Origin of the sequence: Sphingopyxis sp. Q841 (assembly GCF_052384365.1) — a bacterium.
GTDB classification, from domain to species: Bacteria; Pseudomonadota; Alphaproteobacteria; order Sphingomonadales; family Sphingomonadaceae; genus Sphingopyxis; species Sphingopyxis terrae_A.
The window spans coordinates 19,530-41,787 of record NZ_JBQSUM010000006.1; the positions used below are offsets into that span (position 1 = coordinate 19,530).

Below are 22,258 nucleotides of genomic sequence, written 5' to 3' on the forward strand. Positions count from 1 at the left end.
CGAGCATCGACTGTTCGGCGTCCCCCGACCGCCAGGATGGAGCGAGGTGCATCATCGTCAGAAGGAGAACCGGGCGCCGATCTTGTACGTGCGTCCGAGCACGTCATAGAAGGTGCCATTGGTATATGAGCTGTACTGCGCAAACTTGCCCGGCAGTCCAAACCATCCGGTCGATCCGGTCCCCGGCGAGAAGGGCGGCTTGGTGTTCAGGATATTGTCGATGTTGGCAAAGAGCTGAACCTTCGACGTGTCGCCCGAAACGAGATTGTAGCGAATGTTCGCGTCGAGATAGAAGTAGGCCGGGATCTTCTCGTCGAGATAGGTGTTCGCGGCCGCGAACTTGTACCTGTACATGCTGTCGATGAAGTTGCCGCGCAGACTGACGCCAAGCTTTTCGTCATTATAGGCCAGCGTCGCGTTCCATCGCCAATGCGGCACTCCCGACAGATCGCCCGCCAGATCGCGTGGATTGAGACCCGAACTATTCTCCTTATATTTGTCGACATAGTTCGCGAGAAGCCGGACCGAGAATTGCCCCGTCGAATTGCCAAAAAGGACATCGGCGCCGAAGCGATAGCCAAGGTCGAATTCGATGCCTTGGGTCTCGATCGAACCGAGGTTGAGGAACGGATCGATGATGACCGTCTGATCGGCGTTGATAAGATCGCAAAGCGCCGGATTGGGATCGCGCCCCGCAGCGGTGCCGCCGCCAAAGCAGCCGTCGATGATACCCTGCGCACCGAGCTTCCCGATCACATCCTTAAGTTTGATGCGGTAGCCGTCGATCGAGAGATTGAGCCCGGGCGTGAGCAGATTCTCCATGGTGACGCCGACCGTGGTGCTGAACGCGCGCTCGGGGCTGAGACCGAGGTTGTTGCGCCCAGGCGAGACGGCATTGGCCGAGCCGGTTTCCACGCCGCCCGGTCCGCGCGTGATCACCGATGAGTAGGTGGTATTCGCGCCATAGGATTCGAACAGCGAAGGCGCCCGAATGTCTTTCGAGTATGCGGCGCGGAAACGCAGGCCCGGGAGGGGTTCGTAGGTCGTGCCGACCTTCCAGGTCACGACGGTGCCGCTGGTGCTGTAGTCTGTCACGCGGATCGCGCCATTGAGATCCAGCGCCTCGGCACCTTTCATGTCGGCCAGGAGCGGGACGACGACTTCGCTGAACCCTTCGATCACCCTGTAGTCACCCGCAAAGCTCTTGGGGTTGGACTGCTGGAAGCCTCCCGACGCAAAGAGCGGCGGATTGAGAAAGTCGGCATAGAAGCTGACATCCTGCGTCACCTTTTCCCAGCGATAGTCGATGCCGGCGGCAAAGGAGACCGGCCCCGCCCAAGTCGAGAAGGGTTCGCCGTTGATCGACGCGCCGGCGGCGACCTGCGTGTACACTGAGTTCTGGTGCAGATCGTCGACAATATAGTCTTTCGCCGAGGCAAGCGAACCGGGGCCGAAGGGATTGGCGGGCACACAGAAGGACGCGGCGCCATAAGCGAGTTCGCCAGGGGCTGCGGGGCCCTCAACATTCACGCGGCAGTCGGGCTGGCCGGTCAAGGGGTTGATGACGACGTCGGTCGCCGCGGCGAGGTTCGAAACCACGATATTGTTGCCGAGAACGGTATCGTACCAGTCGCGACCGAAGGTCCCATAAGCCTTGAACGACCAGCCCTTGCCAAGTTGTCCTTCGAGCCCGGACGCGACGCGGAATACGCGGTTGTTCGAATCCGACGTCGCCGAACCCAGTTCAGGCGCGATCTTCGAGAGATAGATTGTGTCGATACCGTTGGCATCCATGATCGCCTGGATGTCCGCGGGGATATAGGGATTGCCGTTCTTGATCGCGATCGGATAGTCGGTCGACGACGGAATCGCATTTACGAACAAGTCGGTTTTGGTGCCTGATTCCCCATAGGAGGCTTCGAGGAAGCCCGAAAGGTCGGGCGAAAACTCGTAGAGCGCGCGCCCGAACAGGATCTTTCGCTCGAGCGGCGCCTGGAGATTGCGCACGCCGCGCCACTCGCCATCGCCGCCGATCGAGACGCTGCGGTTGATCGGACCGATCTGGCCATAGTCGAACGGCGACGAACTCGTCGAGCTCAGGAACTGCCGACCATAAAGGGGATCGGTCGACGCGAGGGGATTGCCGTCGGCGGCGACCAGAACCCCGCCGCGCGTGTAGCTATTGTGCGTGAGCCCGCAGGTTTGCAGCCCGAGATAGAAGGTCCCGTTGACGGTGCCTGGAAACCAGCCACATTGGTCCTTGCCATATGGCCGATCGTTGGTCGTGGGGACATCCCAGGATTTGCTATATTCGCCAGCGAGCATGAGTTCGCCCCGCCCGTCGGCGAACGATGTACCGGCTGCCAGACTGAGACTGATTTCCTGGGCGTCGCCATAGTCCGACACACCATATTGAACCTTGCCCTGGATGCCCTCGAGCTTGCGCTTGAGGACGATGTTGACGACGCCGCCCACGGCGTCCGAGCCCCAGGCGGCCGAAGCGCCGCCGCTCACCACATCAAGGCGTTCGACGAGGGCTTCGGGGATAAGGTTGATGTCGACTGAGCTGCCACCGGTGTTTTCGGCGCCGTTCGAGGGCACGAAGCGGCGACCATCGACCAGCGTCAGCGTGCGCGTAGCGCCAAGACCGCGCAGGTTTACATAGTTGCCGCTCGCCTGCGACGTCGCGGGAAAGTTAGGCGACGGGCGAACCGAGGGAATATCATAAAGAACATCCGCGATCGTCGTCGCCGCTTGCGCATCGATCGTGTCGCGGCCGATGGCGGTAACCGGCGTCGGGGCAAGATAACCTTCGCGATTAACGCGCGTGCCGGTCACGATGATCGCAGCATTGCCCGCATCGGCCGTCGCCGCACCATCGGCCGATCCGGCATCGGCGGGCGCTTCCTGCGCCATTGCCGGTGCGCCAGTAAGCAAAATAGCGGCAGCACCGCAGGCGAGCCTGATCTTCGATGTAAACAATTGGCTTCTCATTCATCCCTCCCGAACGGTTTCCCAAAGCGTGCCCGATCGTCGGGCGGTTCTGCTATGCCGAAACAAAAATGCATTATTCGGATAGCGAACTTATATTCGCATTTCTAAGCATATGGATTTTGGGCGGCTTGTAAATAGCGTCTCGTCAAAAAGCGGAAGCGCCTGATTTTCTTGGATTCCGCGAAGGCGCAGGCGATCTCCGGCAAGCAGCGCGCCCATCTGGCGGAGCGTGAATTTGCGCCAGTAGCGAGTCGGCCACGCGCCCGCCGAGCTTGACAACGGTCAGCGACGGGATATCAAAACCAATCTTGACAAATATAAATTCGCATTCCGAATAATGGGAGAAGAGATGTCTAATTTGACTATGACGGGCTGGCGACTGGCCGGATCGCTGTGCGCACTGGCGCTGGGTCCGCTGGCGATCGCCGCGCCGGCCGTTCAAGCTCCGGCACAAATCGCACCCGGCTCGCCCCTCCTCCATATCGATCCCAAAGAGGTGGAGTGCGGCCGCCCGGCTATCGCCCTGATGGATGCAACGCGCACAACGACAGGTTGGGACCATCGGAAATTTCCCGCCTTCAAGGTGATCGGCAACACCTATTCGGTGGGCATCTCGGCGGTTACCGCCTATCTCATCAAGACGAGCGATGGCCTCATTCTGATCGACACCACCTTCGACGATACGGCGCCTTGGGTGGCGGAATCGATTGAAAAGCTCGGCTTCAGACTTGCAGACATCAAGATCATCCTCGGCAGCCATGCCCATCTCGACCATCAGGGCGGCAGTGCCTGGATGAAGGCGCGTGTGCCGGGCGCGAAGCTGATGATCATGGAGGGCGATGCCGAGACGGTCGAAAAGGGCGCTCCCGGCGTTGCCGGCATCGGCCGGGGCATGCCCCCGGTGAAAGTCGACCAGATCCTCCATGACGGCGACAAGGTGACCCTCGGCGACGTAACCATTCTCGTCTGGAAAACCGCCGGCCATACCCCCGGCGCATCGTCGTTCGAATGGAAGACGACCGAGAATGGCAAGACATACGACGTCCTTTTGTTGGGCAGCCAGCAGGCCGCCGAAAAGCTCGTTCCCGAAGGTTATCCCGGCATCGTGAAAGACCAGATCGAAGGGTGGGAAAAGCTTCTGTCGCTGAAACCCGACGTCTGGTTTGGCGGCCACCCCTGGCAGCACAACAATGTCGACAAATATGAAGCGATGCTCGCCGAGCCCGGCAGCAATCCCTTCATCGATCCGCAAGGCTATCGCTGTCTCGTCGCGGCCCGTGCCTTCGACTTTGTCGAGGAACTGAAGAAGCAGGAAGCGGCCGCGGCCAAGGGCGGCAAATGAGCCGCCCCGCCCGGCTACTGGCCGGAGCCGCCGCATTGTGTTCGCTCGCCGCTCCCCTGCCCTTCCCCACCGTTCCGGCATTCGCGAAAGCGCCCGGCCGCGCGACGGCGCTTTGCGGTCCCAGCGACAATCCGGAACCCGGCATGCAGGGCGAAACCCCGCTCGCCGACCTCGAAGCGGGACGGACAGCCAAGCCTTATGTCTGCGGGCTGCACATCGTCGGCAAGCTCGACCCGTGGGGTCGGGGCGACAATTTCATGCTCAAGCGCTCGCGCCAGTGCGCTTATGTCCACGGCTCGGGCGAACGCAAAGGGATAGCGGTTATCGACGCAAGCGATCCCAAAGCGCCGAAGGCCGTCGGACTGCTCGACACTCCGGGCGCCATAGGCGGCTCGGAGACGATGGATGTCATGGATGTCGGCAATCGCCATCTGCTTGTTGCCGGCGACTATAGCGGCGGGCTGAAGCCGCCCGGCCCTGCACCGCTCGACATCTACGATATCAGCGACTGCACCAAGCCCAGGCTGCTCACGACGTTTTACTGGCCCGCGAACATCCATGTTCCCAAAATTTCCCCGGACGGCATGCGCGTCTATGCGAGCCGGGAATATGGCACCGACGGGCTGATGGCCCTCGACATCAGCGACCCTGCCAAGCCCGTCTATATGGGCGAGTTCCCGCTCGTTCTGCCCGACGGCAAGGCGCAGCGCTGCCACGATATGTGGATCAATGAGGAACAGACACGACTGATCTGCGCAGGCAGCGTCCCGATGATCGAGGCGCGCAAGGGCGATTCCGCACCAAGCATCTGGGACATTAGCCAGATCGGCAAGCCCAATCCGCAGTGGCCGACGATCGCGTTCGTGGGAACCAGCGAAGTTCGCGGCCAGGGCGATCATCACGCGCCGCTGCTGCGGGTGCGCGGCCGTTCATATCTCGTCGCCGCGAACGAGCTACGCTGCACGGCCTTTCCGCGCATCTTCGACATGACCGACGAGAAGGCGCTGCGCATGGTCGGCGAGTTCCGGCTCGAGGCGAACGACCGCTGCCTTGAAGACCCGATTTGGGCGAAGGCGAACGCGGCGGGGTCGTATGGCCTCCACTATAATGCCGTCGTTGACGATGCTTGGGGCGATGCCGCGATCGGCATGTTCAGTTTCATGGGTTCGGGCGTCCGAATCGTCGACCTTCGAGATCCGACCCATCCGCGCGAGGTGGCCTATTATCATCCTGGCGTAATCGACGCGCCATCTCCTCCCGGCCCGCTTTCAGGAAAGACCGACAGTTGCATGTCGATCAACAGCTTCGTGCCCGAAACCGGGCACATATGGTTCGTCTGCCGCAGCGGGTTCTATGTCGCCGAGCTGTCGGAGAAGGTTCGGCGCTATCTCCGCTGATGGCCGATTTCAGACAGGCAGCTTCCGGGCGCCAATCCAAGATAGCCGACATTCGCCAGTATCGCGGTGGACGACGTAAAGCGACCAATTGAGGACGTCGCGTGAGCTCAGTGGCCGCGCGCGCCGATCAAGACGATCCAGCCAGAACCGCATCGGTTACAGAAATACAGCGGACGGAGCGCGTTCCTATCCGGCCAGCAACGACAGTGGCCCGATCGCCAAAACAACAACGATTGATTGAGTCGCACACGAAAGGCGATTCGGAAAAATTAAACCTACCGACCGGACACCGGCGTCCGGTACCTTCTCTTACTCGGTTAATCCGCTTCCCAATTATCCGGATTCCCTGCGTCCTTATTAAGTCCGGACATTCAGGCCTCCACCTACCGGTCATCCTTGACCAGTCCCTATCGGACATGTATGTCCGGTCGCCTGCTCTTGCCAGCCGCTGTTTTCGACCGCATCTGGGACGGTAAGGAGAATGATGGTGAATGACAAGACCAAATCCAAACCCGCCGCCAGCGCCGCCAAGACCGCATCGGCCGACAAATGGGGCAAGAAGGTGATCGCGCTCGGCTTCTGCATCCTGCCGTCGCTGCTGCTGCGTGCGCAGCGGCGGCTCAGGCTCAACCCGACGCAGCTCGCCGTGCTGATCCAGCTGGCCGATTTCTGGTGGGACGCGGGGCGCAAGCCCTTTCCCAAAAAGGCCGACCTCGCCGAGCGGCTCGGGCTGAGCGATAGGCAGGTGCAGCGCTATATCGCCGAGCTCGAAGAGGCGGGATTTGTCAAGCGGATCGAGCGCCGCGCGGCGCACCGCGGCAAGATCTCGAACGAATATGATCTGTCGGGGCTCGTCGAGAAGCTCGGCGAGATCGAACCCGACTTTCGCGAGAGCAAGGAACGCGCGCAGGCGGCACGCGCCGCGGCGGCGCGGCCCGGCCTGCGCCTGCGCCGGCCCAAAACGGCTGCGGCCGAAGAGGTTTAAGTGGCTATCCGTCTCAACAAGAAAATTCTGTGCTTCATCGACGAGCATGGCACGGCGGGGATGGGGCCGTTCCATCTAGGCGCCGTATTCGTGCTCGCGCAGGATGCGGGCCGGCTCGATAAATGCTTCAGCGACCTGCTCGAGCCGAACGCGAACGAGATCCATGGCGTCCATCTGGCCGACGGCTATCTGCAGGGGCTGCTGCAGCGGCTGAAGGCGGCCGCGCCGCAGGATCGCCTGCTGCTGCAGAACCAGCGCTTCGCGCCGCGGCCGGGCGAAGCGCCGCTTCTCTATGCGCAGGCCGTCGTCGAGACGGTGAAGATCGGGCTCAAAGGCTTTCGCAAGAAGCTTGGCCGCGACCGGATCGCGAATGTCGATATCGTCACCGACGTCAACCAGCACAACGACCATCCGCTGTTCGCAAACGAGATCGCGCGCGCGCAACGCGAGGATGGCCGCTTTCGCGGCGTCAATCGCGTCGTGACGATCGATTCGGCGGCGTCGCGGCTGTTGCAGCTCGCCGACGTCGTCGCGCACGCGCGCAAATGGATCGTCTCGGAGGAGCTCAATGCGCAGGGGCTGCGCGATCGCTTCGGAATCGCGGTGCTTTAAAGGAAAGAGCCGCCCCGAAGGGCGGCTCAGAAGTAGTGCGGGAGATGGTGGCCGGCAACCAGGGTATGTAGCCCTGGGTAGCCACGGCGCCCGCCCAACACGCGGTCGGGACAAGTCGCCTTACAGGTCTCCCTGCCATCCCTATGTAGTCGATACGGCCGTTCGGTTCAAGTACGCACCGGACAGCCATGTCCAGTAGTTGGGGATGGGTCCTTCTTATATACACCGGACATTAACGTCCGGTGACCCCCTTCATCCCCCAGGCGCAGCATATCGTACCGCGGTGCTAGTATGGTGCCAGTACGGCGCCACTACACCGCGAATCTCCGTTACTGCGCTGCCGGGGCATCCTTGTCCGATACAGCCCGCACCCGCCGGCATGGGCTTCGCGCCGTAGCCGCCCATCCCGGGCCGCGCCCGAAACGCCCCGCCCGGCTACCCGTCGAGACGCCCGATGTCGCGATAGGGCATCAGCGGTATGGCGGGTATGATGAGTCCCGTAGAGGCCTTGGCGCGCACCCGCTCTTCGCGGTGGACCGCGAGCGACAGGTAGATCAGCGCGGCGCGCGCCTTTTTGAGGATATGGAGCGACTTGGCCTCGAGCATGTCGCGGCCGATGCGATAGCCGAGCCGGCCGTCGTTTTCGGCGAGCGCGAAGCGGCTGTAGCCGAGCCCGAGATCCTCATGAACCTGGCAATATTTATGCTCGATATGGTTGCGAAGCTGGGCAAGCCCTTCGGCCTCGGGCTCGGCGACGTCCTGGAAGCTCGGCTCGAACATGTCCTTCGAGAGCCAGTAGAGGCCGCGCAGCGGCCAGTTCTCGCGGTCCCTGAAGACCGCCGCGAGCGCCTTCGGATCGCCGCGGCGTTCGTACCAGACGCTGCGGAAGCTCACGGCCTTTTCGGGCAGGCCGACGGCGAAATAATCGTTGATGAAGAAGGCGATCTTGTCGAGCAGCGAGTAAGCGAGGCGCAGCGCGATCTTCGTCTTCTCGACGCCGAGCGAATAGGCCGGAAGATTAAGCAGGTCGAACAGATGCGCATCGCGGTCGCTGAAATGCGGCCGCATCGCATCCTGTCCCTCGAAGTAGAGCAGCCGCGCCGAAATAAATTCCTGCTTGAGCTGGTTGAAGAAGCCAAAAGCGGTCGGCGGGCCGGGCCCGCCCTCGTCGATCGACACCCTGAGAGATGGCAGGTGCAGCACGTCATTGGCCGCGATCGTATAGGCGCCGAGATCGTTGAGCGGGTTGAGGAACAGGCGATGGTCGAGCGCCCAGCGCCGGTACCGGCGCTCGAGCTTCGAGCGGCCGAGCGAATATTCGCGCGCCAGATCCTCGCGCGCCGCCGGGAGCGACAGGCGCTCGGCGATCTGGGTCGCCGTCCCCTCGAACATGCGCGTGTGCGCGAGATTCTCGGGCGCGTCGAACAGGGCATTCTCGTCGCACGCGGCGACAAAGCCGTCGTAGGCGGCAAGCATGAGCAGGCCGGAATGGCCGCGATCGTAGAGCGACTGGCTATAGGCGATGAGTCCGTGCGCGCGATTGGCCTGCGCCATGGCGAAGTGCGGGATGAGCGCGATCGCGCGGTCCCAATGCGCCAGTGCTTCGACGGGACGGCCGACCGAGCTCAGATTGTTACCGAGATTGGTCAGGATCTGGCACTGGCGGAACCGGCCGATGGCCTCGAATCCCTCGTGACGTACGGCGCTGCGCAGTTCGAGCAATATGCTTTCGAGATGGGGGATATCCCATTGCCAGCCGCCGGTCTGACCAGCTTCGTGCAATTTATTGCTATACGCGTTGGCGCGGAAATAATGGAGCAGCGCCCGGTTGTCATCCCCGAGATCGGTGCGCACGCCGATCGCTTCCGACAGGACCAACGCCGCATCGGTGCGCGCGGCATCGCCCGTATCGGCGGCCTCGTCGACCATCGCCGCGAGCTGCTCGAGCTGCGGATCCAGACTGTTTTCGGTCAACGCATTCCTCCCTCCAGCGCTCTCTAGCCACAAATCCGCTCAGCGAAAATCGCGCGGATTGACCTTGACCCCCTAGGTCGGCTGGCCGGGAACGCCCCCTGAGCTCAAACGCAAATCCGGAGAACAGACGTCGCGCGACGACCGGCCCAAGTGATTCTCGGCAGGATCGTGTAGATCGGGCGCCGTGCCGTTCTTGACGAAATTGGCGCGGCCGATGCGGTAGTTGTCGGCAAAGTCCGATCATGACACGACGCTCGCGAGCATCCCCTGTCTCGCTTGCACTTGCATGACATGGGGTCAGGCTGCCAAATTAAACATACTTCCAGTTTGGCTATTAATCACGCGATCGTCAGTTCCCAAACGTGGCTGACCTCTCGTAGACGGTATAAAGGCATTATTGATGAATTCAGGCTGCTGAACCCAGGGAGGGGCTGTGCATATTTCCGAGATCTTCGCGAGCGGCTTTCGCTGCTTTGCAGCGACGGCTCCGCTAAAGCTGCCGCTTTCGCCGGGTCTCAACATATTGGTTGGCCCGAACGACGCGGGCAAGAGCGCAATTGTGGATGCCGCGCGCTATGTGCTCTGGACCCGCGGCGACGACTATATTCGCGCCGATCTGCATGACTTCCATGTGGCTGACGACGGAACCCGGACCACCGAGTTTCTCATCCGCTGCTCCTTCGATGGACTGACGCCGGACGAAGAGTCCCGTTTTCTCGAATGGTGTACCAACGAGAATGGAACGCTTCGGCTTCATGTCTGCATGCGCGGCGCTTTGCGCGCGTCGGCCGGCGGAGGCAGCGTCGTGACAAGCCAGCACCGCTCGGGCGTGGACGGCGAGGGCCTGCCGCTCGATGGCGAACTTCGCGAATATCTCAAGGCGACCTATCTCAAGCCGCTGCGCGATGCCGAACGCGAATTGCGCGCTGGCCGCCGGTCCCGCCTGTCCCGCATTCTCGGTGCCATGCCGGCGATGGGGGCGGAGAATAAGAGTGCACCGCCGGGGGCTGCGCCGACATTGCACGACACGCTGTTTGCAGCCGACAAGGCTGTCCGGCAAAACCCGGCCATCGGTGGGGTCGAATTGAGCGTCAACAGCGACTTTCTGGGGAAATTGTCGTTCGCCGACGATCCGCTGATGGCGACCCTCGATCTAGGTTCGGGCGGTTCGTTCGATCAGATCCTCGAGCGCTTCGAGCTCTACCTCAACGCCAGGAAGGGAACCGAGCGCGTTCAACGCGGCCTCGGGTATAATAATCTCCTTTTCATGGCCGCTGAACTGCTGCTGCTTCAGTCGCATCCCGACCAAGTGCCCTTCCTGTTGATCGAAGAGCCAGAGGCGCACCTTCATCCGCAACACCAAACGCTGTTCATGGAGGTGCTGGCCGCGCGCGCGGCAAAAGCTGATCCCGAACAGGAAAATGGTCAGCAGCAGGTGCAGATCCTGCTCACGACGCACAGCCCGCAGCTCGCTGCAGGCGCCGAGCTCGAAACGATGACGATGGTCGTGGGCCATCGCGCCTATCCGCTCGCCCAAGCGCAGACGAAGCTTGAGGCGGGAGATTATGAATTCCTGCGCCGCTTTCTCGACGCGACGAAGGCCAATCTCTTTTTTGCCCGCGGGCTGATCATGGTCGAAGGCGATGGCGAGCATCTTCTCCTGCCGGCTCTCGCCGAGAAGATCGGACGGCCGCTCAGCCGCCATGGGGTGTCGACGATCAACGTCGGCCACCGGGGCCTGTTTCGCTACAGCCGCATCCTTCAGCGCAGCAGCGGCCCGGCGATGAGCATCCCGGTCGCGCTTGTCCCCGATCGCGATATTCCGCCTTCGGAGGCGAAGCACCTCGTCGGAAAACGTAGGACCGAGGATGAATGGTCGGTGGAGGACATTGCCGCACATGTGCAAACGCTGCGGCGCGATGTCGGCGACCCCGTCGAGGCCTTCATCGCCGATCATTGGACCCTCGAATATGATCTCGCACGCGCGCCCGGAATCGCCGAGAATGTCCATCAGGCGATCCAGCTTGCCAAAACCACGAGCCGCAATCCCGACTGGCTGGCGAAGATACGCGAGCGGGCGAGCGAGACCTATGGCGGGTGGCAAAAGGCCGGACTTTCGGCCACGGAGATCGCCGTCCGTATCTATGAGCCGCTCCTCAACAAGGAGGCATCGAAGGCCGAAGCCGCCGAGCAGCTCGCAGCTCTGTTGCGCAAACGGACCGAAACCGCGGATGCGATGCGCAAGATCCTGCCGCCCTATCTCGTGCGTGCGATCGACTATGTCACGGGGGGCTATCAGGCCGCCGTTAAAGCGGAGCCGGAGACCATCGATCCGGCCGCCGCTAGACCGGCATAATAGCCGATGTTTGAGATATTGCCCGTCACGCCTGCCCTTCTCGACGCGCTCGGCGCCGAGATTGGCGGCTGTGATTTCAGCGAAAGGAGCCAATCCGAATTTCTCGCGCACGTCGGCGCGTGTGATGTTCAGGCGGCGCCCGGCAATGGCAAGACGACGCTGCTCGCCGCGAAGCTCGCCCTGCTCTCGCGAAACTGGTCGAGCCGGCGCCACGGCGTATGCGTGATCTCGCATACCAATGCCGCACGCACCGAAGTCGAGGATCTGGTCGCCCGCCATCCCGCCGCAGCGCGCCTCATGAGTTATCCTCATTTCACCGGCACGGTGACCGCGTTCGTCAACCAGTTCATCGCCTTGCCCTATCTTCGCGGGCTTGGCTGGTCGGTCCGCCAGATCGACGATGATGCATTTGCTGCGGAAGCGCTGCGGCGTTACCCGTCCTACGATATCCTCAACTGGTTCGCGAACAAGGCTCAGCACGGAAGCAAGACCCTGCTGGAGCAGTGGATCACGGGGCTCAACCTCGACCCCGCCTTTGCGGACGGCGGCCCCACGCCCGCGAGTCTCGCGGTCCTTCGCCGCAAGCGCCAGCATGGCGCCGACACGAAAATCGGGGCCGCGCTCGCGCGACTGAAGGCAAGCATGGTTCGCAGCGGGTTCTACCGTTATGCGGATATGACCGCGCTCGCCTGGCGCGCGCTGCGGACCAGCGAAGGCCTCGCCGATCGCATTCGCGCGCGCTTCCCGCTGGTGATCCTCGACGAAGCCCAAGACACCCATGGCGAGCAGCTGAAATTGCTCGAATATTTGTTCAAGCGGGATGAGACGGCGTTTCAGAGGCTCGGCGACAGCAACCAGACCCTGTATGAGGATGACGCCGAGTTCGCATCCTATTGGACGCCTTCGTCCGACAGCATTCCGCTCGATACGAGCCGGCGCTTCGGAGCCGACATCGCCAGTTTCGCGAGCCGGCTGACAGCGCGCAAAGCGCAAGTCATTGTCGGCCAGGCCTCACACCCCGGCTCGCGCATCCTATATCTGTTCGACGAGACGACGATCGATCGCGTCATCCCCGCCTTTGCGACATCCGCGCGCGCTCATTGGGGCGATGATTGTCCCGATCGCGACCTCTGGGCAGTGGCTTCGAGGCACAGCCAGCCCGCACAGGCGAAGGGCGGCTGGCTGCCCAAGAGCCTAGTCGATTATCATCCCCCCTATCGCGCCGAGAGCGGCACGCGCGGGAAGGCGAATTTGCTCTGCCGCCAGCTCCAGAAAGCTGCACTGCATCATGCGGCAGGCCGTCCACCGGTCGAAGTGGCCGACATGCTGGCGACGGGCATCGGCGGCCTGGCGCGACACTATCGAATGAGAGCGCCGAATGATCGGCCGATCAACACGCATAATATATGGGCCGCCCTCGCTCATTGCGATCTCGCGATGCCGCGCAAGGTCAGGCGCCTGCTCCGCGACCATGTGCTTGCCGGCGACGCGGTATGGAACAAGGAAAGCTGGATCGATTTCCTGGGCGCGCTGCGGCCGCTTTTTGATCCGCCGCCACTCGGGACCGCGACCGACATCGCGGATTTTTGCCAGTTTGTCGCAGAGCAGGAGGCCGATACGCTCGATCCCGAGCGCGGCTCGACAAAGTATTTCAGAAGCGACCACGCAACCATCCGCTTGGGTTCGATCCATTCGGTGAAGGGCAAGAGCGTTGACGGCATTCTCGTCGTCGAAAGCGAGGTCTGGAAGGGCGTTGCCGCGAAGGACAGGTGCATGGATCTGGCAACGGTCCTTCCCCATGCCTTTGGCGTCGCGAACAGGAATTTTGCCGGGGTCGAGTTGACCGCCGCGACGAACATCTTCGTCGCGATAACCCGTCCGCGCGAGCTTCTTGGGCTTGCCGTTCGCAAGGCAGCGATGCCAGCGCCGGTTTTGCTCGCCGCCGAACAGCAGGGCTGGAATATTATCGACCTCGTGTCCCCGCCCCCGATGCCCGAAGAATCCCTCGCCTGACTTGCAGACCGGGGCGCTAGGTCAGTCTTTGCACTCGCTGCGCCGCCCGGGAGGCCGGGTGTTCGCGGTGCGCCAGGTCTTCTGTCCGCGCTCGCCGCGCCGCTTTTCGGTCCCGTCGCGCGCCGATGCGACGACGGTAAGAACCTCAATGTTGCGATAGCTTTGGGTGGCGTCCCAATCCCAGTCGAAGCTTGCGGTCTCGCCCTTGTACACGAATTTTCCGGACCATGGAGCGAGGAAGGAATAGGTCTCGCCGTCGATTTTCAGGACATGCTGATGCCATGCGCGGCTGTTTCCACCGCGGCTCGGCGGGCGCGACTTGTCCTTCAGATAGACAGCATAGTCCTGCACTTCTCCCTGTTCGATCCGCACCATAGATCCTTCCGCTGCGATGATTTGATGCTACATGTATGGGATGATCGCCGATCCACAAGCGGCGCTTGCCATCTTCGCCAAAGCGGTCGTCGAACTGCTGCTGGACGAGGATCTTGCTTATGCCGACCCCGCGGAGCGCGCACTTGTCGGCCGGCTTGCGGTCTTGCTCGAAGGCAAGTTCCCGGGCTGGTCGATAAGCATCGAATGGAATCGGCGCGAGAATATGGTCAAGCGCCTGCGCTACGGGCTGACCGACGAGGAGCTCGAGCGCGAAGGCGCGATCGTACCCGACCTTTTGATCCACCGTGTCGGCAAGCGCGAGAATCTGCTCGTCGTCGAGGTCAAGAAATCGAGCAACGACGATTATGAGGGCGACATCTGGAAACTCGAGGGGATGACCGAGCAAGCGGGATCCTACGGCTATGCCGCCGGACTTCACCTCGTGATCGACATGACGGCTGGCCATGTCGAGCGCTGCGATGTCTATGTCGACGCGCAGATCGACGCCGGGCTGACAACATGGCTGCGCGATCAGCTGCCCTGACCGGCATTCTGGATTCAAAGTTCCAAACGGACGACGAGAGGACGAGCCACTGGCCAAGGAAACGCTGCACAGCCTCTCGGTCCGCAATCCGGACCCTGCGGAAGTTGAAACCATGCTGCTCGGCCTTCAAACGCAGGATGACCGGACGGCCGCGATCGTTGGGGCGTCCCTTGTTGAATCGGCGCTGGAGCATCTCCTGGTTGCGGCCGTTCAAAGCAACGCTAGAACGCTCAAGCAGCGCCTCTTCGAGAATCGGGGACCGCTGTCCGATTTCAACTCGAAGATCCTGATCGCGCAGGCCTTCGGGCTGATCGCGGAGCGCGTGGCGGACGATATGCAACGTATTCGCCGGATCCGGAACTGCTTTGCGCATGCCCGCTTGCCGGTCACGTTCGAGGAGCCCCTCGTCGCGAAGGAAGTGTCGGCGCTCGCCGCGGTCATGGCCGTGAGATCGACTGAAGCCCATTATGTCTATGAGCCTTTCCCCTATCACAGTCACAAGACGTCCTACGGCCTCAGCTGCTACATCACGACGCTGCTGCTCAACCACCGGCATGTCGAAAAGGGCGGCGACGCGTTTATTCGAATGTAGTCGCGGGAGAGGCCGACAGGTCGAAGGCGGCGGCGATCGCTGGCGTGCGGCGCCCCGTTGCAGCAGTCGGTCCAAGATTGAGCGCGGGCCGCCGGCGCGCTAGGTCGGTCGCCCGACATCGGATTGTGAGATGAGATGAATTTCGACGAAGCGATCACCCATTCCTGCCGCGACGACCTTGCGGTCAAGTATCATCGATTTGATATTTGCCAGGACCAGGAAAGGGATCCGATCGGATTGATCGGGCCGGGGCATAACCTTGTTGCGATCAAATGACCGCTTTCGGGCACGGCTTAATCAGCACCGGAACGGCCGACAAGAGGCGCCAAGCGGTCGCTACCTGTGTCCAAACTTTCCATCGATCGCGGGCAAATGTATCGCACCGCGGAGCCGCTCGTTGAGCCAGATTCTATATCCCACGGTGTCAATCGAGACTCAAAGGCATCTCCAAATCGGGTCACGCTTTTCGGCAAATGCTCGCGGACCTTCGTGCGCGTCTTCGCTCTGCAACAGCAATCCAAGCTCTGCCGAGTTTACACTCCACTTCGGCTCTTCGCCTGCAATCGAGCCAGCAAAAATACCATAGGCCACGCGCTTCGAAACCTGAACAGAGAGTGGTGCATTGCGGCATATCCGTTCGGCCAAATCAATTGCTGTGGCCAAAAGCTTGGTAGATGGCACGACCGCGTTCGCGAAACCGAAGCGCTGAGCGGTCTCCGCATCAAACGGCTCGCCTGTCAGAAGAAGTTCCAGAGCAATTTTGCGGGGAAGCTGCTCGATGATCCGGAACGCTCCGCCTGCGGCAGCGAACAGACCGACTTTAACTTCGGGCAGACCGAACTTCGCATGCTCGGCAGCTACAACCAGGTCGGACGCGAGGACTAGCTCGAAACCTCCGCCAAAGGCATAGCCATTGACGGCTGCGATGTTGGGCTTCGAAATCGGGTGAGAGGCCATTCCCCCGAAACCCCACGCTCTTCTTTCGTCATCACCCGGCTCGATTGGCTCCCCGCGAGAAATTGCGACCAAGTCGGCACCAGCGCAAAAACTCCGATCGCCCGCCCCCGTCAAGATGACGGCACGAATTTCCGGATCTTCGTCCGCCTCTTTCAACGCTGTACCGAGGCCGACATGAATAGCGGCATTTACGGCATTACGGGCGTCTGCCCGATTGATGGTGACAATCAGGATGTGACCGCGGCGCTCCGTGAGCACTGCTGCGGCGGTTTCGGCGTCCATCAAAAGTCCTTACTCAAGTAGCGAAACTCAGCGTTCGCCGCTCCAAAAATTGCTTCAGATCTTCCCCAACGTCTCGCGGCGTGGGCCAAGATAGCCGAACAGGTAGGCGCCGACCTTGCGCATCTGGATTTCCTCAGCACCCTCGGTGATGCGATAGCGACGGTGGTGGCGATAGATATGCTCGAACGGCTTGTGCCGCGAATAGCCGATGCCGCCATGCACCTGCATCGCCCGGTCGGCGGCTTCGCAGCAGAGGCGATTCGCCCAGTAATTGCACATGCTCACACGGTCAGACAGTCGATGCTCGACCTCCTTGTGCGGCATATTGTCCATCTCCCACGCGGTCTTGCGGATCAGCAGGCGCAGCATTTCGGCCTGCGTCGCCAGTTCGACCAGCGGGAACTGGATCGCCTGATTCCTCGCCAGCGCCTCGCCGAACGGCTTGCGCTCGCGCGCGTAACGCACGCTTTCCTCGATGCAGAAGACCGCGGCGCCCAGCGAGCTTGCCGCCTGGCGGATGCGGTTCTGGTGGACGAAGCTCTGCGCGATCGACAGCCCGCCGCCGACGGGCCCGAGCCGCGCGCTGTCGGGCACCCACACATCGGTGAAGGTCATGCGCGGATGGTCGGTCGGCATGTTGAAGGTCCACATATATTCGTCGACCGTCATGCCCTCGGTGCCCGTCGGCACGAGCAGGCAGGTAATGCCCTTCGCATCGCCGTCCTTGCCGTCGGTCCGGCAGAAGGTCGCGCAATGCGTCGCGACATGCATGCCGGTGATCCACATCTTGCGGCCGTTGATTAGCCAGCCTTCGACCCCGTCGCGGGTCTCGCGAACGCCACGCGTTTCCATATGCGTCGCGTCGCTGCCATGGTCGGGTTCGGTCAGGCCGAAGGCGGTGCGGCGCTTGCCCTCGAAGCCGCCGAGGATGAATTCCTGCTTCTGCTCGTCGCTCGTCGCGAATTGTTCGAACATCTCGACGAAGGGGAAATTGCCGACGATGCTATGCTCGTTCTGAAGGTCGTTGTGGAGGCCGAGGCCCTTGGCCGCGAAATGCTCGCGGATCACCGCCATCCAAAGGTTGCTGCCGTCCTTGCCGCCGTATTTCTTGGGCGCCGAAAAGCGCCAGTGGCCTGCCGCATCGGCTTTGCGCGTCGCGGCCTTCAGCAGCTGCTCCCATTCGTGGCGCGGCAGGCCCTGATTGTCCCAGTCGGTGCGCGCGTGCTCGCGGCGATGGTCGAAGAAACGGATATTGTCGTCCGCCAACTCCAGCGGCTTGATCTCCGCTTCGATGAAGGCGTCGAGTTCGTCCAGATAGGCCTGCAAATCGGCCGGTACGGCAAAATCCATCGTCCAGATCCTTTTGGAGAATGCGCCAGATCGCCCCCACATGGCCGTGAGGCCGCGTGATTAGTCCTGAAATTGGGTGGCTAGGAAGGCGGTCGTCAGAAATCAGCCGGCACGCTCATCGTCGACGGCTATGTACAGCCACCCGTCCTCTTTCTTCACGGAAAAGGTGTCGACGTCCTTGTCGACGATGCCGCCTTGGGCGCGACCCGTCTTGATGTCGAAGAAGCCGGCATGGAGCGGGCACTCGACCAGACATCCTTCTTGAAAACCATTGGTCAGCAGCGCGAAGGCGTGGGTGCAGACGTTTCCGATCGCGTAATAGTCGCCGTCGACCTCGAAAACCCCGATCTTCAGATTTCCGATCGTTGCGGAATATGGACGTCCGTCGACAACCTTCTCGGCTTCGACGAGCTTATGCCAATTAGTCATTACATCCGTGCCCATCTTGCTCACGCCTGTTGCAGCGGTTCGGGTGCCGCGATCTCCCGCCAGGACTCGTCCGCGCCGATGGTAGCGGCACGCGGCATGATTTCCGAGAAATCGACATCGCCCCCTGGAGCACATCGCGGCCGACCGCCATCGATAAACTCGCGCACCGCGCGTAGCAGACCCCGGCGTACACGAATGACGAACTGGTCGCTCGAGGAGAGATATTCCTTCTTCCGGTCGACGAGCGCGCCTTGACTGACCTGGGTTGCAAAATCTTCGGCGACGAGATGCCTGAAGCCGGTCCAATGCCCCTCTTTCATCAGTGCGCGATCCTGCCCCCAATGATCTTCTGCCGTTCCGATCGGTGCAAATGCATCAGGGTTGCTGTCAGGCTTGGTCGCGCCATCGAGACCGGCGCTGGTGTAAGGATTGAACCGCACGAAAAACTGCATCATGTGCGTATCGTCGGTGGGCACCGCGAAGATTGCCGTGCGGTCGCCGTAAGGCGGATTTTCCGGCGGGATCATGCCAAACCAGGGCAATATGAACTCGGTCACACGTACATATTTCTGGTCATCGCCGATGTGGCGGGTAGCCGACGCGGTGTAGCCATAGGGTCGGTCTTCGAATTCATATTCGACGGCCGTCGACTTTTGCGTGGACGACATGCCCTTGGCCCAGTCCTGTACCATCCAGCTCTGGTGGAGAACGCCCACGTGCGATGAATCGATTGTACCTTCGACGCCCTGAACCCAATTGGCATCGAGGGGCTGGCACTGGACATAATATCGGTCCGCCGGCAGATCCATGAACGGCAGGTTCCAGAAAGCGGGTTCAACGCCGCTGCCGAGCCAGACCCAGAGAATTCCGGCTGCTTCGCGTACAGGATAATGCTTGAGCGGCACGGTCTGCGCGAAGGCGTCGCTATTCTCACCCTCGGTGGGCACTTCGAGAACCTTGCCGTCTACCCCGAATCGCCAGCCATGGAAAATGCATGTGAGCGAGCAATCCTTGTTCACGCCGAGCGCCAAGCTCACGCCTCGATGCGGGCACCCCTCGTCAAAGAAGGCAACGCGTCCATCGGTTGCTCGCCAGGCGACAAAATCTTCCCCAAGGAGACGGACGCGGACGGGCGCGCCGTCGGCCTCGATGCGCGCCAAGCGGCATGCGGGAAGCCAAAAATGCTGACGGATCATCTGCCCCATCGGGGCATCGCCCTCGACGCGGCACATCAGTTCATTCTGTTCATCGCTCAGCATGCCACTCCCTCTCTCCCTTTGCCGCCACCTGCGCGCGGCCCGGCGTCTTCGCCAGTCGATCAACCTTTATAAAATTTTTCCTTTAGGTCAATAAAACAAGTCGACTCTATCACAGTGGACTATAAAAAAATCCGTTCCGAAATTGGATGTCAGCCCAAGCGCGTTTCCTCTCCCGGTTTGTCAACTTGACCGCTTTGTCGTTTCTGCCCTAGTTTGGTGTGTCCCGTATCCACGCGCAAACGCTGATACGAAACGAGGAAAATCGCTTGACTGGCGCAGAAGCATCATTGGAGGCAACAAAGGCCCCGCGAAAGCGCCGCGAGCAAAAGCGCGCCGTCGAAACGCGCGAGCGGATCATCCGGGCCGCGGGCAGCGAGTTTGCGGCCAAGGGTTTCGATGGCGCAGCCACGCGGTCGATTGCCGCCGCAGCAGGCGTGCAGCACACGCTGGTCACCTATCATTTCGGGGGCAAGGAGGGTCTTTGGCAGGAGACGCTCAGATATTATTCCCACGAAAGGTTCGAGCGTCTGCAGGCCCGGCTGGAAGGCCTGCGCGGTGTTGGGGCGGCGATCAAGCTCTACCTCTATCTCGAAGACTTCGTGCACTATTCTGCTGATTGCCCGGAGTTCGCATGGATCATGGGTCATGTGGCCTCCACGCCGAACCCGCAGCTTGATTGGCTTTACGAGACACAGCTCGACCGCGGCTTCTCGACGGTCGAGACGATGATCGAAGGCGCGCAGAAGTCGGGGCATTTCGTCGAGGGCGAACCGAAATATCTCTATTATCTTTTCATCGGAATGGTGACACGCGTCTTCATGCTGTCTGCCGAGGTCGAGAAAATATTGGGGCGCTCGCCTTTCGATCCATCCTTCGTCGAAACGCATGCCAAAACATGTCTCGGGCTGTTTTTCCGCAAGGAGCCGAATCTCGAGCCTTATTAAGACCTGCCGGCGACATAGCCCGAGTAGGATGGCTGATCGATCGCGAGCCGATCGAGAACCGTTTCCCGTAGTGCCGAACGGACGAGCGGATCGGCGAGAGCCGTCGGCCCCGACGCCACCAAATCGCAAAGCTCGTCGCGCAGCGAATATATATCGCCTTCACGCTTCAGAGCGGCGACCAGCAGGGTCCGCTCCTTTTCTTCGGCGTCCGCTCGAAGCGCAATTTCGCGGCGGACCAGATCAAGGGCGTTCGCCGTTACGCGCACGTTGAACGCATCACCCCCCGCGAGCTTCGGCATGAGCTCATTCCGCAAAAAGCGCGCGGCTGCTGCCAGGATTTCGCTGGCATCCGGATAATTATCGTGATGTTTCATCGGAAAGGATCTCGTCCAGAATATCGATTTCAGTCTCTGACGACCGGCGGCCGATCATGCAGCGCTCGATGGTTGCAGCTTGTTCGGTACTCGGCGGCAACGCCATTTCGAGGCAGCCTATCCCCCAGTTCAGGGAACCGAGCGTCCGCCAGAATGCAATATGGCGCTCCGATATTGCTCTGCCGCCAGCTTGTTCATATGCCGAGCGGAGTTCGGACAGGTCGCCAAATCCGCCAACCTTCTTGTCCCGGTTGCCGAAGCGCCAGCTGTTCACCATGATCCATCCCAGATCCTCGGCCGGGTCCCCGAGGTGCGCGACCTCCCAATCGAGCACGGCGCGTACGCCCTCGGGCCCGACGATGAGATTGCCGTTTCGAAAGTCGCCATGGACCAGCGTCACAGGCCCGGGATCCGGCAAGCGATCTTCCAGCCACCGAAACGCCGCTTCAAAGACGGGCCGGCGCATCCCCAGTCGCCGATAAAGCGACGCGAGACGTGTCAGCTTTTCACGCGGGCCGACTTCAGGGAGCTCCCGAAGCGAGTCCAGGCGCACGCCGTGAATATGGGCGAGGATCGTTCCACATTCGGCCGCCATGCGCGGACGGATCGCGTCGAACCTCGCATCCCGGAGAATTTTTCTCGGTAACGTCTCACCTTCGACCCGGTCGCAGATAAACCCGCGTCCAAGTTCGTCGATTGGCTCGAGGACGTGCCGGACCGAAGGGACCGCCACGCCAGCGGCATCCGCGGCCCTGATTACGATGGCTTCGAGTTCGGGCCCGATTGCTGCGTCAAGCGGCGACGCGCCCGCGGGCAGCCGGCGCAGGATCAACGGAATCTGCTGGTGGTTGCCTTTGGCGTCAAAGGCCCAGGTTTCCTGACTGGCCCCCGCTGTCAGTCTTACCAGGCTTTCCGGGACGATCCTCCCAAGGCCGCAGCGGCGCAGGGTCCGGTCCAGTCCGGCCTCAAGGCCGTCTAACGGAGGGGAAGGCTCAAGCATCAGCGCCATCCGGGAACACAAGGACGAGCGAGTCCGATATGGCGGCCGGCTTATCGCCACCCTCGATCTCGATGATGGTCCGAAGCGAGAGAAGAATGCCATCCCCTTTGGCCTCGGCTCCCGTCAGTGTTTGCCGTCCCCGCAAGCGAGCCCCTGCCGGCACGACGGCCAGAAAGCGCACCTTGTCGAGACCGTAGTTCAATCCGTGGCCGACACCGGTGAGCTCGAATATCTCGGCTGTAAAGGCCGGCAGAAGAGACAGGGTCAGATAGCCATGGGCGATGGTGTGTCCGAGCGCCTTTTGGGCCCGAGCCACATCCACATGCACCCATTGCCGGTCGCCGGTGAGATCGGCGAACAGGTCGATCATAGGCTGATCGACGTCTATCCAGCCCGAGACGCCGAGTTCGCAGCCGACATGATCGCGGATTGTCGAAAGCGAGATTTGCTTCGGTATTTTAGTAGCTTGGGGCATGACG

General features: G+C 61.5%; 20 protein-coding genes. 10 read left to right on the top strand and 10 right to left on the bottom strand.

Annotated features, from left to right (window positions below; all coding sequences use genetic code 11):
- Positions 1-57: 57 nt before the first annotated feature.
- Positions 58-2,916, bottom strand: a complete 2,859-nt coding sequence (locus tag ACT17R_RS17050; RefSeq protein ID WP_444809906.1) for a TonB-dependent receptor domain-containing protein — start codon at positions 2,914-2,916, stop codon at positions 58-60.
- A gap of 427 nt (positions 2,917-3,343) precedes the next feature.
- Here ACT17R_RS17050 and bla point away from each other — a divergent pair, with 427 nt between their 5' ends.
- The 4 genes from bla to ACT17R_RS17070 all read left to right on the top strand — a co-directional run bounded on the left by bla (position 3,344) and on the right by ACT17R_RS17070 (position 7,330).
- Positions 3,344-4,336: a metallo-beta-lactamase gene (bla, locus tag ACT17R_RS17055; RefSeq protein ID WP_444809907.1), complete on the top strand. Its 993-nt coding sequence runs from the start codon at positions 3,344-3,346 to the stop codon at positions 4,334-4,336.
- Positions 4,333-5,733: an LVIVD repeat-containing protein gene (locus tag ACT17R_RS17060; RefSeq protein ID WP_444809908.1), complete on the top strand. Its 1,401-nt coding sequence runs from the start codon at positions 4,333-4,335 to the stop codon at positions 5,731-5,733. The genes bla and ACT17R_RS17060 overlap by 4 nt, the downstream gene beginning before the upstream one ends.
- 481 nt (positions 5,734-6,214) lie before the next feature.
- The gene (locus ACT17R_RS17065; RefSeq protein ID WP_444809909.1) at positions 6,215-6,718 is read left to right on the top strand and encodes a helix-turn-helix domain-containing protein; all 504 of its coding nucleotides are present in this window, start codon (positions 6,215-6,217) and stop codon (positions 6,716-6,718) included.
- A complete protein-coding gene (locus ACT17R_RS17070; protein WP_444809910.1) occupies positions 6,719-7,330 on the top strand; it encodes a DUF3800 domain-containing protein in 612 nt (203 codons plus the stop codon).
- Positions 7,331-7,765: 435 nt separating this feature from the next.
- Here ACT17R_RS17070 and ACT17R_RS17075 read toward each other — a convergent pair whose 3' ends face one another.
- The gene (locus ACT17R_RS17075; RefSeq protein ID WP_444809911.1) at positions 7,766-9,304 is read right to left on the bottom strand and encodes an LA2681 family HEPN domain-containing protein; all 1,539 of its coding nucleotides are present in this window, start codon (positions 9,302-9,304) and stop codon (positions 7,766-7,768) included.
- Positions 9,305-9,737: 433 nt separating this feature from the next.
- Between ACT17R_RS17075 and ACT17R_RS17080 the strand changes: the two genes are divergently transcribed.
- A complete protein-coding gene (locus tag ACT17R_RS17080; protein ID WP_444809912.1) occupies positions 9,738-11,660 on the top strand; it encodes an ATP-dependent nuclease in 1,923 nt (640 codons plus the stop codon).
- 6 nt (positions 11,661-11,666) lie between these two features.
- Entirely contained in the window at positions 11,667-13,673 is a 2,007-nt protein-coding gene (locus tag ACT17R_RS17085) for a UvrD-helicase domain-containing protein (protein WP_444809913.1), read from the top strand.
- A gap of 21 nt (positions 13,674-13,694) precedes the next feature.
- Here the strand turns inward: ACT17R_RS17085 and ACT17R_RS17090 are convergent, their stop codons facing one another.
- Positions 13,695-14,048 carry a hypothetical protein gene (locus ACT17R_RS17090; RefSeq protein WP_444809914.1) on the bottom strand — a complete coding sequence of 118 codons (354 nt, stop codon included), beginning with the start codon at positions 14,046-14,048 and terminating at the stop codon, positions 13,695-13,697.
- Positions 14,049-14,088: 40 nt separating this feature from the next.
- Here ACT17R_RS17090 and ACT17R_RS17095 point away from each other — a divergent pair, with 40 nt between their 5' ends.
- The 3 genes from ACT17R_RS17095 (at position 14,089) to ACT17R_RS17105 (ending at position 15,460) form a co-directional block, all read left to right on the top strand.
- Entirely contained in the window at positions 14,089-14,592 is a 504-nt protein-coding gene (locus tag ACT17R_RS17095; protein WP_444809915.1) for a hypothetical protein, read from the top strand.
- Positions 14,593-14,704: 112 nt separating this feature from the next.
- The gene (locus ACT17R_RS17100; RefSeq protein ID WP_444809916.1) at positions 14,705-15,184 is read left to right on the top strand and encodes a hypothetical protein; all 480 of its coding nucleotides are present in this window, start codon (positions 14,705-14,707) and stop codon (positions 15,182-15,184) included.
- Positions 15,185-15,319: 135 nt separating this feature from the next.
- Positions 15,320-15,460: a hypothetical protein gene (locus ACT17R_RS17105; RefSeq protein WP_444809917.1), complete on the top strand. Its 141-nt coding sequence runs from the start codon at positions 15,320-15,322 to the stop codon at positions 15,458-15,460.
- Between the two features lie 159 nt (positions 15,461-15,619).
- Here the strand turns inward: ACT17R_RS17105 and ACT17R_RS17110 are convergent, their stop codons facing one another.
- From ACT17R_RS17110 to ACT17R_RS17125, 4 genes are all read right to left on the bottom strand, one after another.
- Positions 15,620-16,423: an enoyl-CoA hydratase-related protein gene (locus tag ACT17R_RS17110; RefSeq protein WP_444809918.1), complete on the bottom strand. Its 804-nt coding sequence runs from the start codon at positions 16,421-16,423 to the stop codon at positions 15,620-15,622.
- A 54-nt stretch (positions 16,424-16,477) separates the two neighbouring features.
- A complete protein-coding gene (locus ACT17R_RS17115) occupies positions 16,478-17,773 on the bottom strand; it encodes an acyl-CoA dehydrogenase family protein (RefSeq protein WP_444809919.1) in 1,296 nt (431 codons plus the stop codon).
- Positions 17,774-17,875: 102 nt separating this feature from the next.
- Positions 17,876-18,217 carry a non-heme iron oxygenase ferredoxin subunit gene (locus ACT17R_RS17120; protein WP_444809920.1) on the bottom strand — a complete coding sequence of 114 codons (342 nt, stop codon included), beginning with the start codon at positions 18,215-18,217 and terminating at the stop codon, positions 17,876-17,878.
- A 5-nt stretch (positions 18,218-18,222) separates the two neighbouring features.
- Positions 18,223-19,461: a Rieske 2Fe-2S domain-containing protein gene (locus tag ACT17R_RS17125; protein WP_444809921.1), complete on the bottom strand. Its 1,239-nt coding sequence runs from the start codon at positions 19,459-19,461 to the stop codon at positions 18,223-18,225.
- A gap of 218 nt (positions 19,462-19,679) precedes the next feature.
- Between ACT17R_RS17125 and ACT17R_RS17130 the strand changes: the two genes are divergently transcribed.
- On the top strand, positions 19,680-20,405 hold the full coding sequence (locus tag ACT17R_RS17130; RefSeq protein ID WP_444809922.1) for a TetR/AcrR family transcriptional regulator: 726 nt from the start codon (positions 19,680-19,682) through the stop codon (positions 20,403-20,405).
- Here ACT17R_RS17130 and ACT17R_RS17135 read toward each other — a convergent pair.
- Genes ACT17R_RS17135 through ACT17R_RS17145 form a run of 3 tightly spaced genes read right to left on the bottom strand, consistent with a single transcriptional unit; the run spans position 20,402 to position 22,254 of the window.
- Positions 20,402-20,704: a DUF6285 domain-containing protein gene (locus ACT17R_RS17135; protein ID WP_444809923.1), complete on the bottom strand. Its 303-nt coding sequence runs from the start codon at positions 20,702-20,704 to the stop codon at positions 20,402-20,404. The two genes, ACT17R_RS17130 and ACT17R_RS17135, sit on opposite strands and share 4 nt — an antisense overlap.
- A 58-nt stretch (positions 20,705-20,762) precedes the next feature.
- A complete protein-coding gene (locus tag ACT17R_RS17140) occupies positions 20,763-21,788 on the bottom strand; it encodes a phosphotransferase family protein (protein WP_444809924.1) in 1,026 nt (341 codons plus the stop codon).
- The gene (locus ACT17R_RS17145) at positions 21,772-22,254 is read right to left on the bottom strand and encodes a MaoC family dehydratase (RefSeq protein ID WP_444809925.1); all 483 of its coding nucleotides are present in this window, start codon (positions 22,252-22,254) and stop codon (positions 21,772-21,774) included. The genes ACT17R_RS17140 and ACT17R_RS17145 overlap by 17 nt, the downstream gene beginning before the upstream one ends.
- Between the last annotated feature and the right edge of the window lie 4 nt (positions 22,255-22,258).

What these genes read in the sequence shown, in the direction of transcription:
- ACT17R_RS17050 (WP_444809906.1), bottom strand. Translation starts at nt 2,916, where the DNA reads ATGGCGCAGGAAGCGCCCGCCGATGCCGGATCGGCCGATGGTGCGGCG.
- bla (WP_444809907.1), top strand. Translation starts at nt 3,344, where the DNA reads ATGTCTAATTTGACTATGACGGGCTGGCGACTGGCCGGATCGCTGTGC.
- ACT17R_RS17060 (WP_444809908.1), top strand. Translation starts at nt 4,333, where the DNA reads ATGAGCCGCCCCGCCCGGCTACTGGCCGGAGCCGCCGCATTGTGTTCG.
- ACT17R_RS17065 (WP_444809909.1), top strand. Translation starts at nt 6,215, where the DNA reads ATGATGGTGAATGACAAGACCAAATCCAAACCCGCCGCCAGCGCCGCC.
- ACT17R_RS17085 (WP_444809913.1), top strand. Translation starts at nt 11,667, where the DNA reads ATGTTTGAGATATTGCCCGTCACGCCTGCCCTTCTCGACGCGCTCGGC.
- ACT17R_RS17090 (WP_444809914.1), bottom strand. Translation starts at nt 14,048, where the DNA reads ATGGTGCGGATCGAACAGGGAGAAGTGCAGGACTATGCTGTCTATCTG.
- ACT17R_RS17095 (WP_444809915.1), top strand. Translation starts at nt 14,089, where the DNA reads ATGATCGCCGATCCACAAGCGGCGCTTGCCATCTTCGCCAAAGCGGTC.
- ACT17R_RS17100 (WP_444809916.1), top strand. Translation starts at nt 14,705, where the DNA reads ATGCTGCTCGGCCTTCAAACGCAGGATGACCGGACGGCCGCGATCGTT.
- ACT17R_RS17105 (WP_444809917.1), top strand. Translation starts at nt 15,320, where the DNA reads ATGAATTTCGACGAAGCGATCACCCATTCCTGCCGCGACGACCTTGCG.
- ACT17R_RS17110 (WP_444809918.1), bottom strand. Translation starts at nt 16,423, where the DNA reads ATGGACGCCGAAACCGCCGCAGCAGTGCTCACGGAGCGCCGCGGTCAC.
- ACT17R_RS17115 (WP_444809919.1), bottom strand. Translation starts at nt 17,773, where the DNA reads ATGGATTTTGCCGTACCGGCCGATTTGCAGGCCTATCTGGACGAACTC.
- ACT17R_RS17120 (WP_444809920.1), bottom strand. Translation starts at nt 18,217, where the DNA reads ATGGGCACGGATGTAATGACTAATTGGCATAAGCTCGTCGAAGCCGAG.
- ACT17R_RS17125 (WP_444809921.1), bottom strand. Translation starts at nt 19,461, where the DNA reads ATGCTGAGCGATGAACAGAATGAACTGATGTGCCGCGTCGAGGGCGAT.
- ACT17R_RS17135 (WP_444809923.1), bottom strand. Translation starts at nt 20,704, where the DNA reads ATGCCGAAGCTCGCGGGGGGTGATGCGTTCAACGTGCGCGTAACGGCG.
- ACT17R_RS17140 (WP_444809924.1), bottom strand. Translation starts at nt 21,788, where the DNA reads ATGGCGCTGATGCTTGAGCCTTCCCCTCCGTTAGACGGCCTTGAGGCC.
- ACT17R_RS17145 (WP_444809925.1), bottom strand. Translation starts at nt 22,254, where the DNA reads ATGCCCCAAGCTACTAAAATACCGAAGCAAATCTCGCTTTCGACAATC.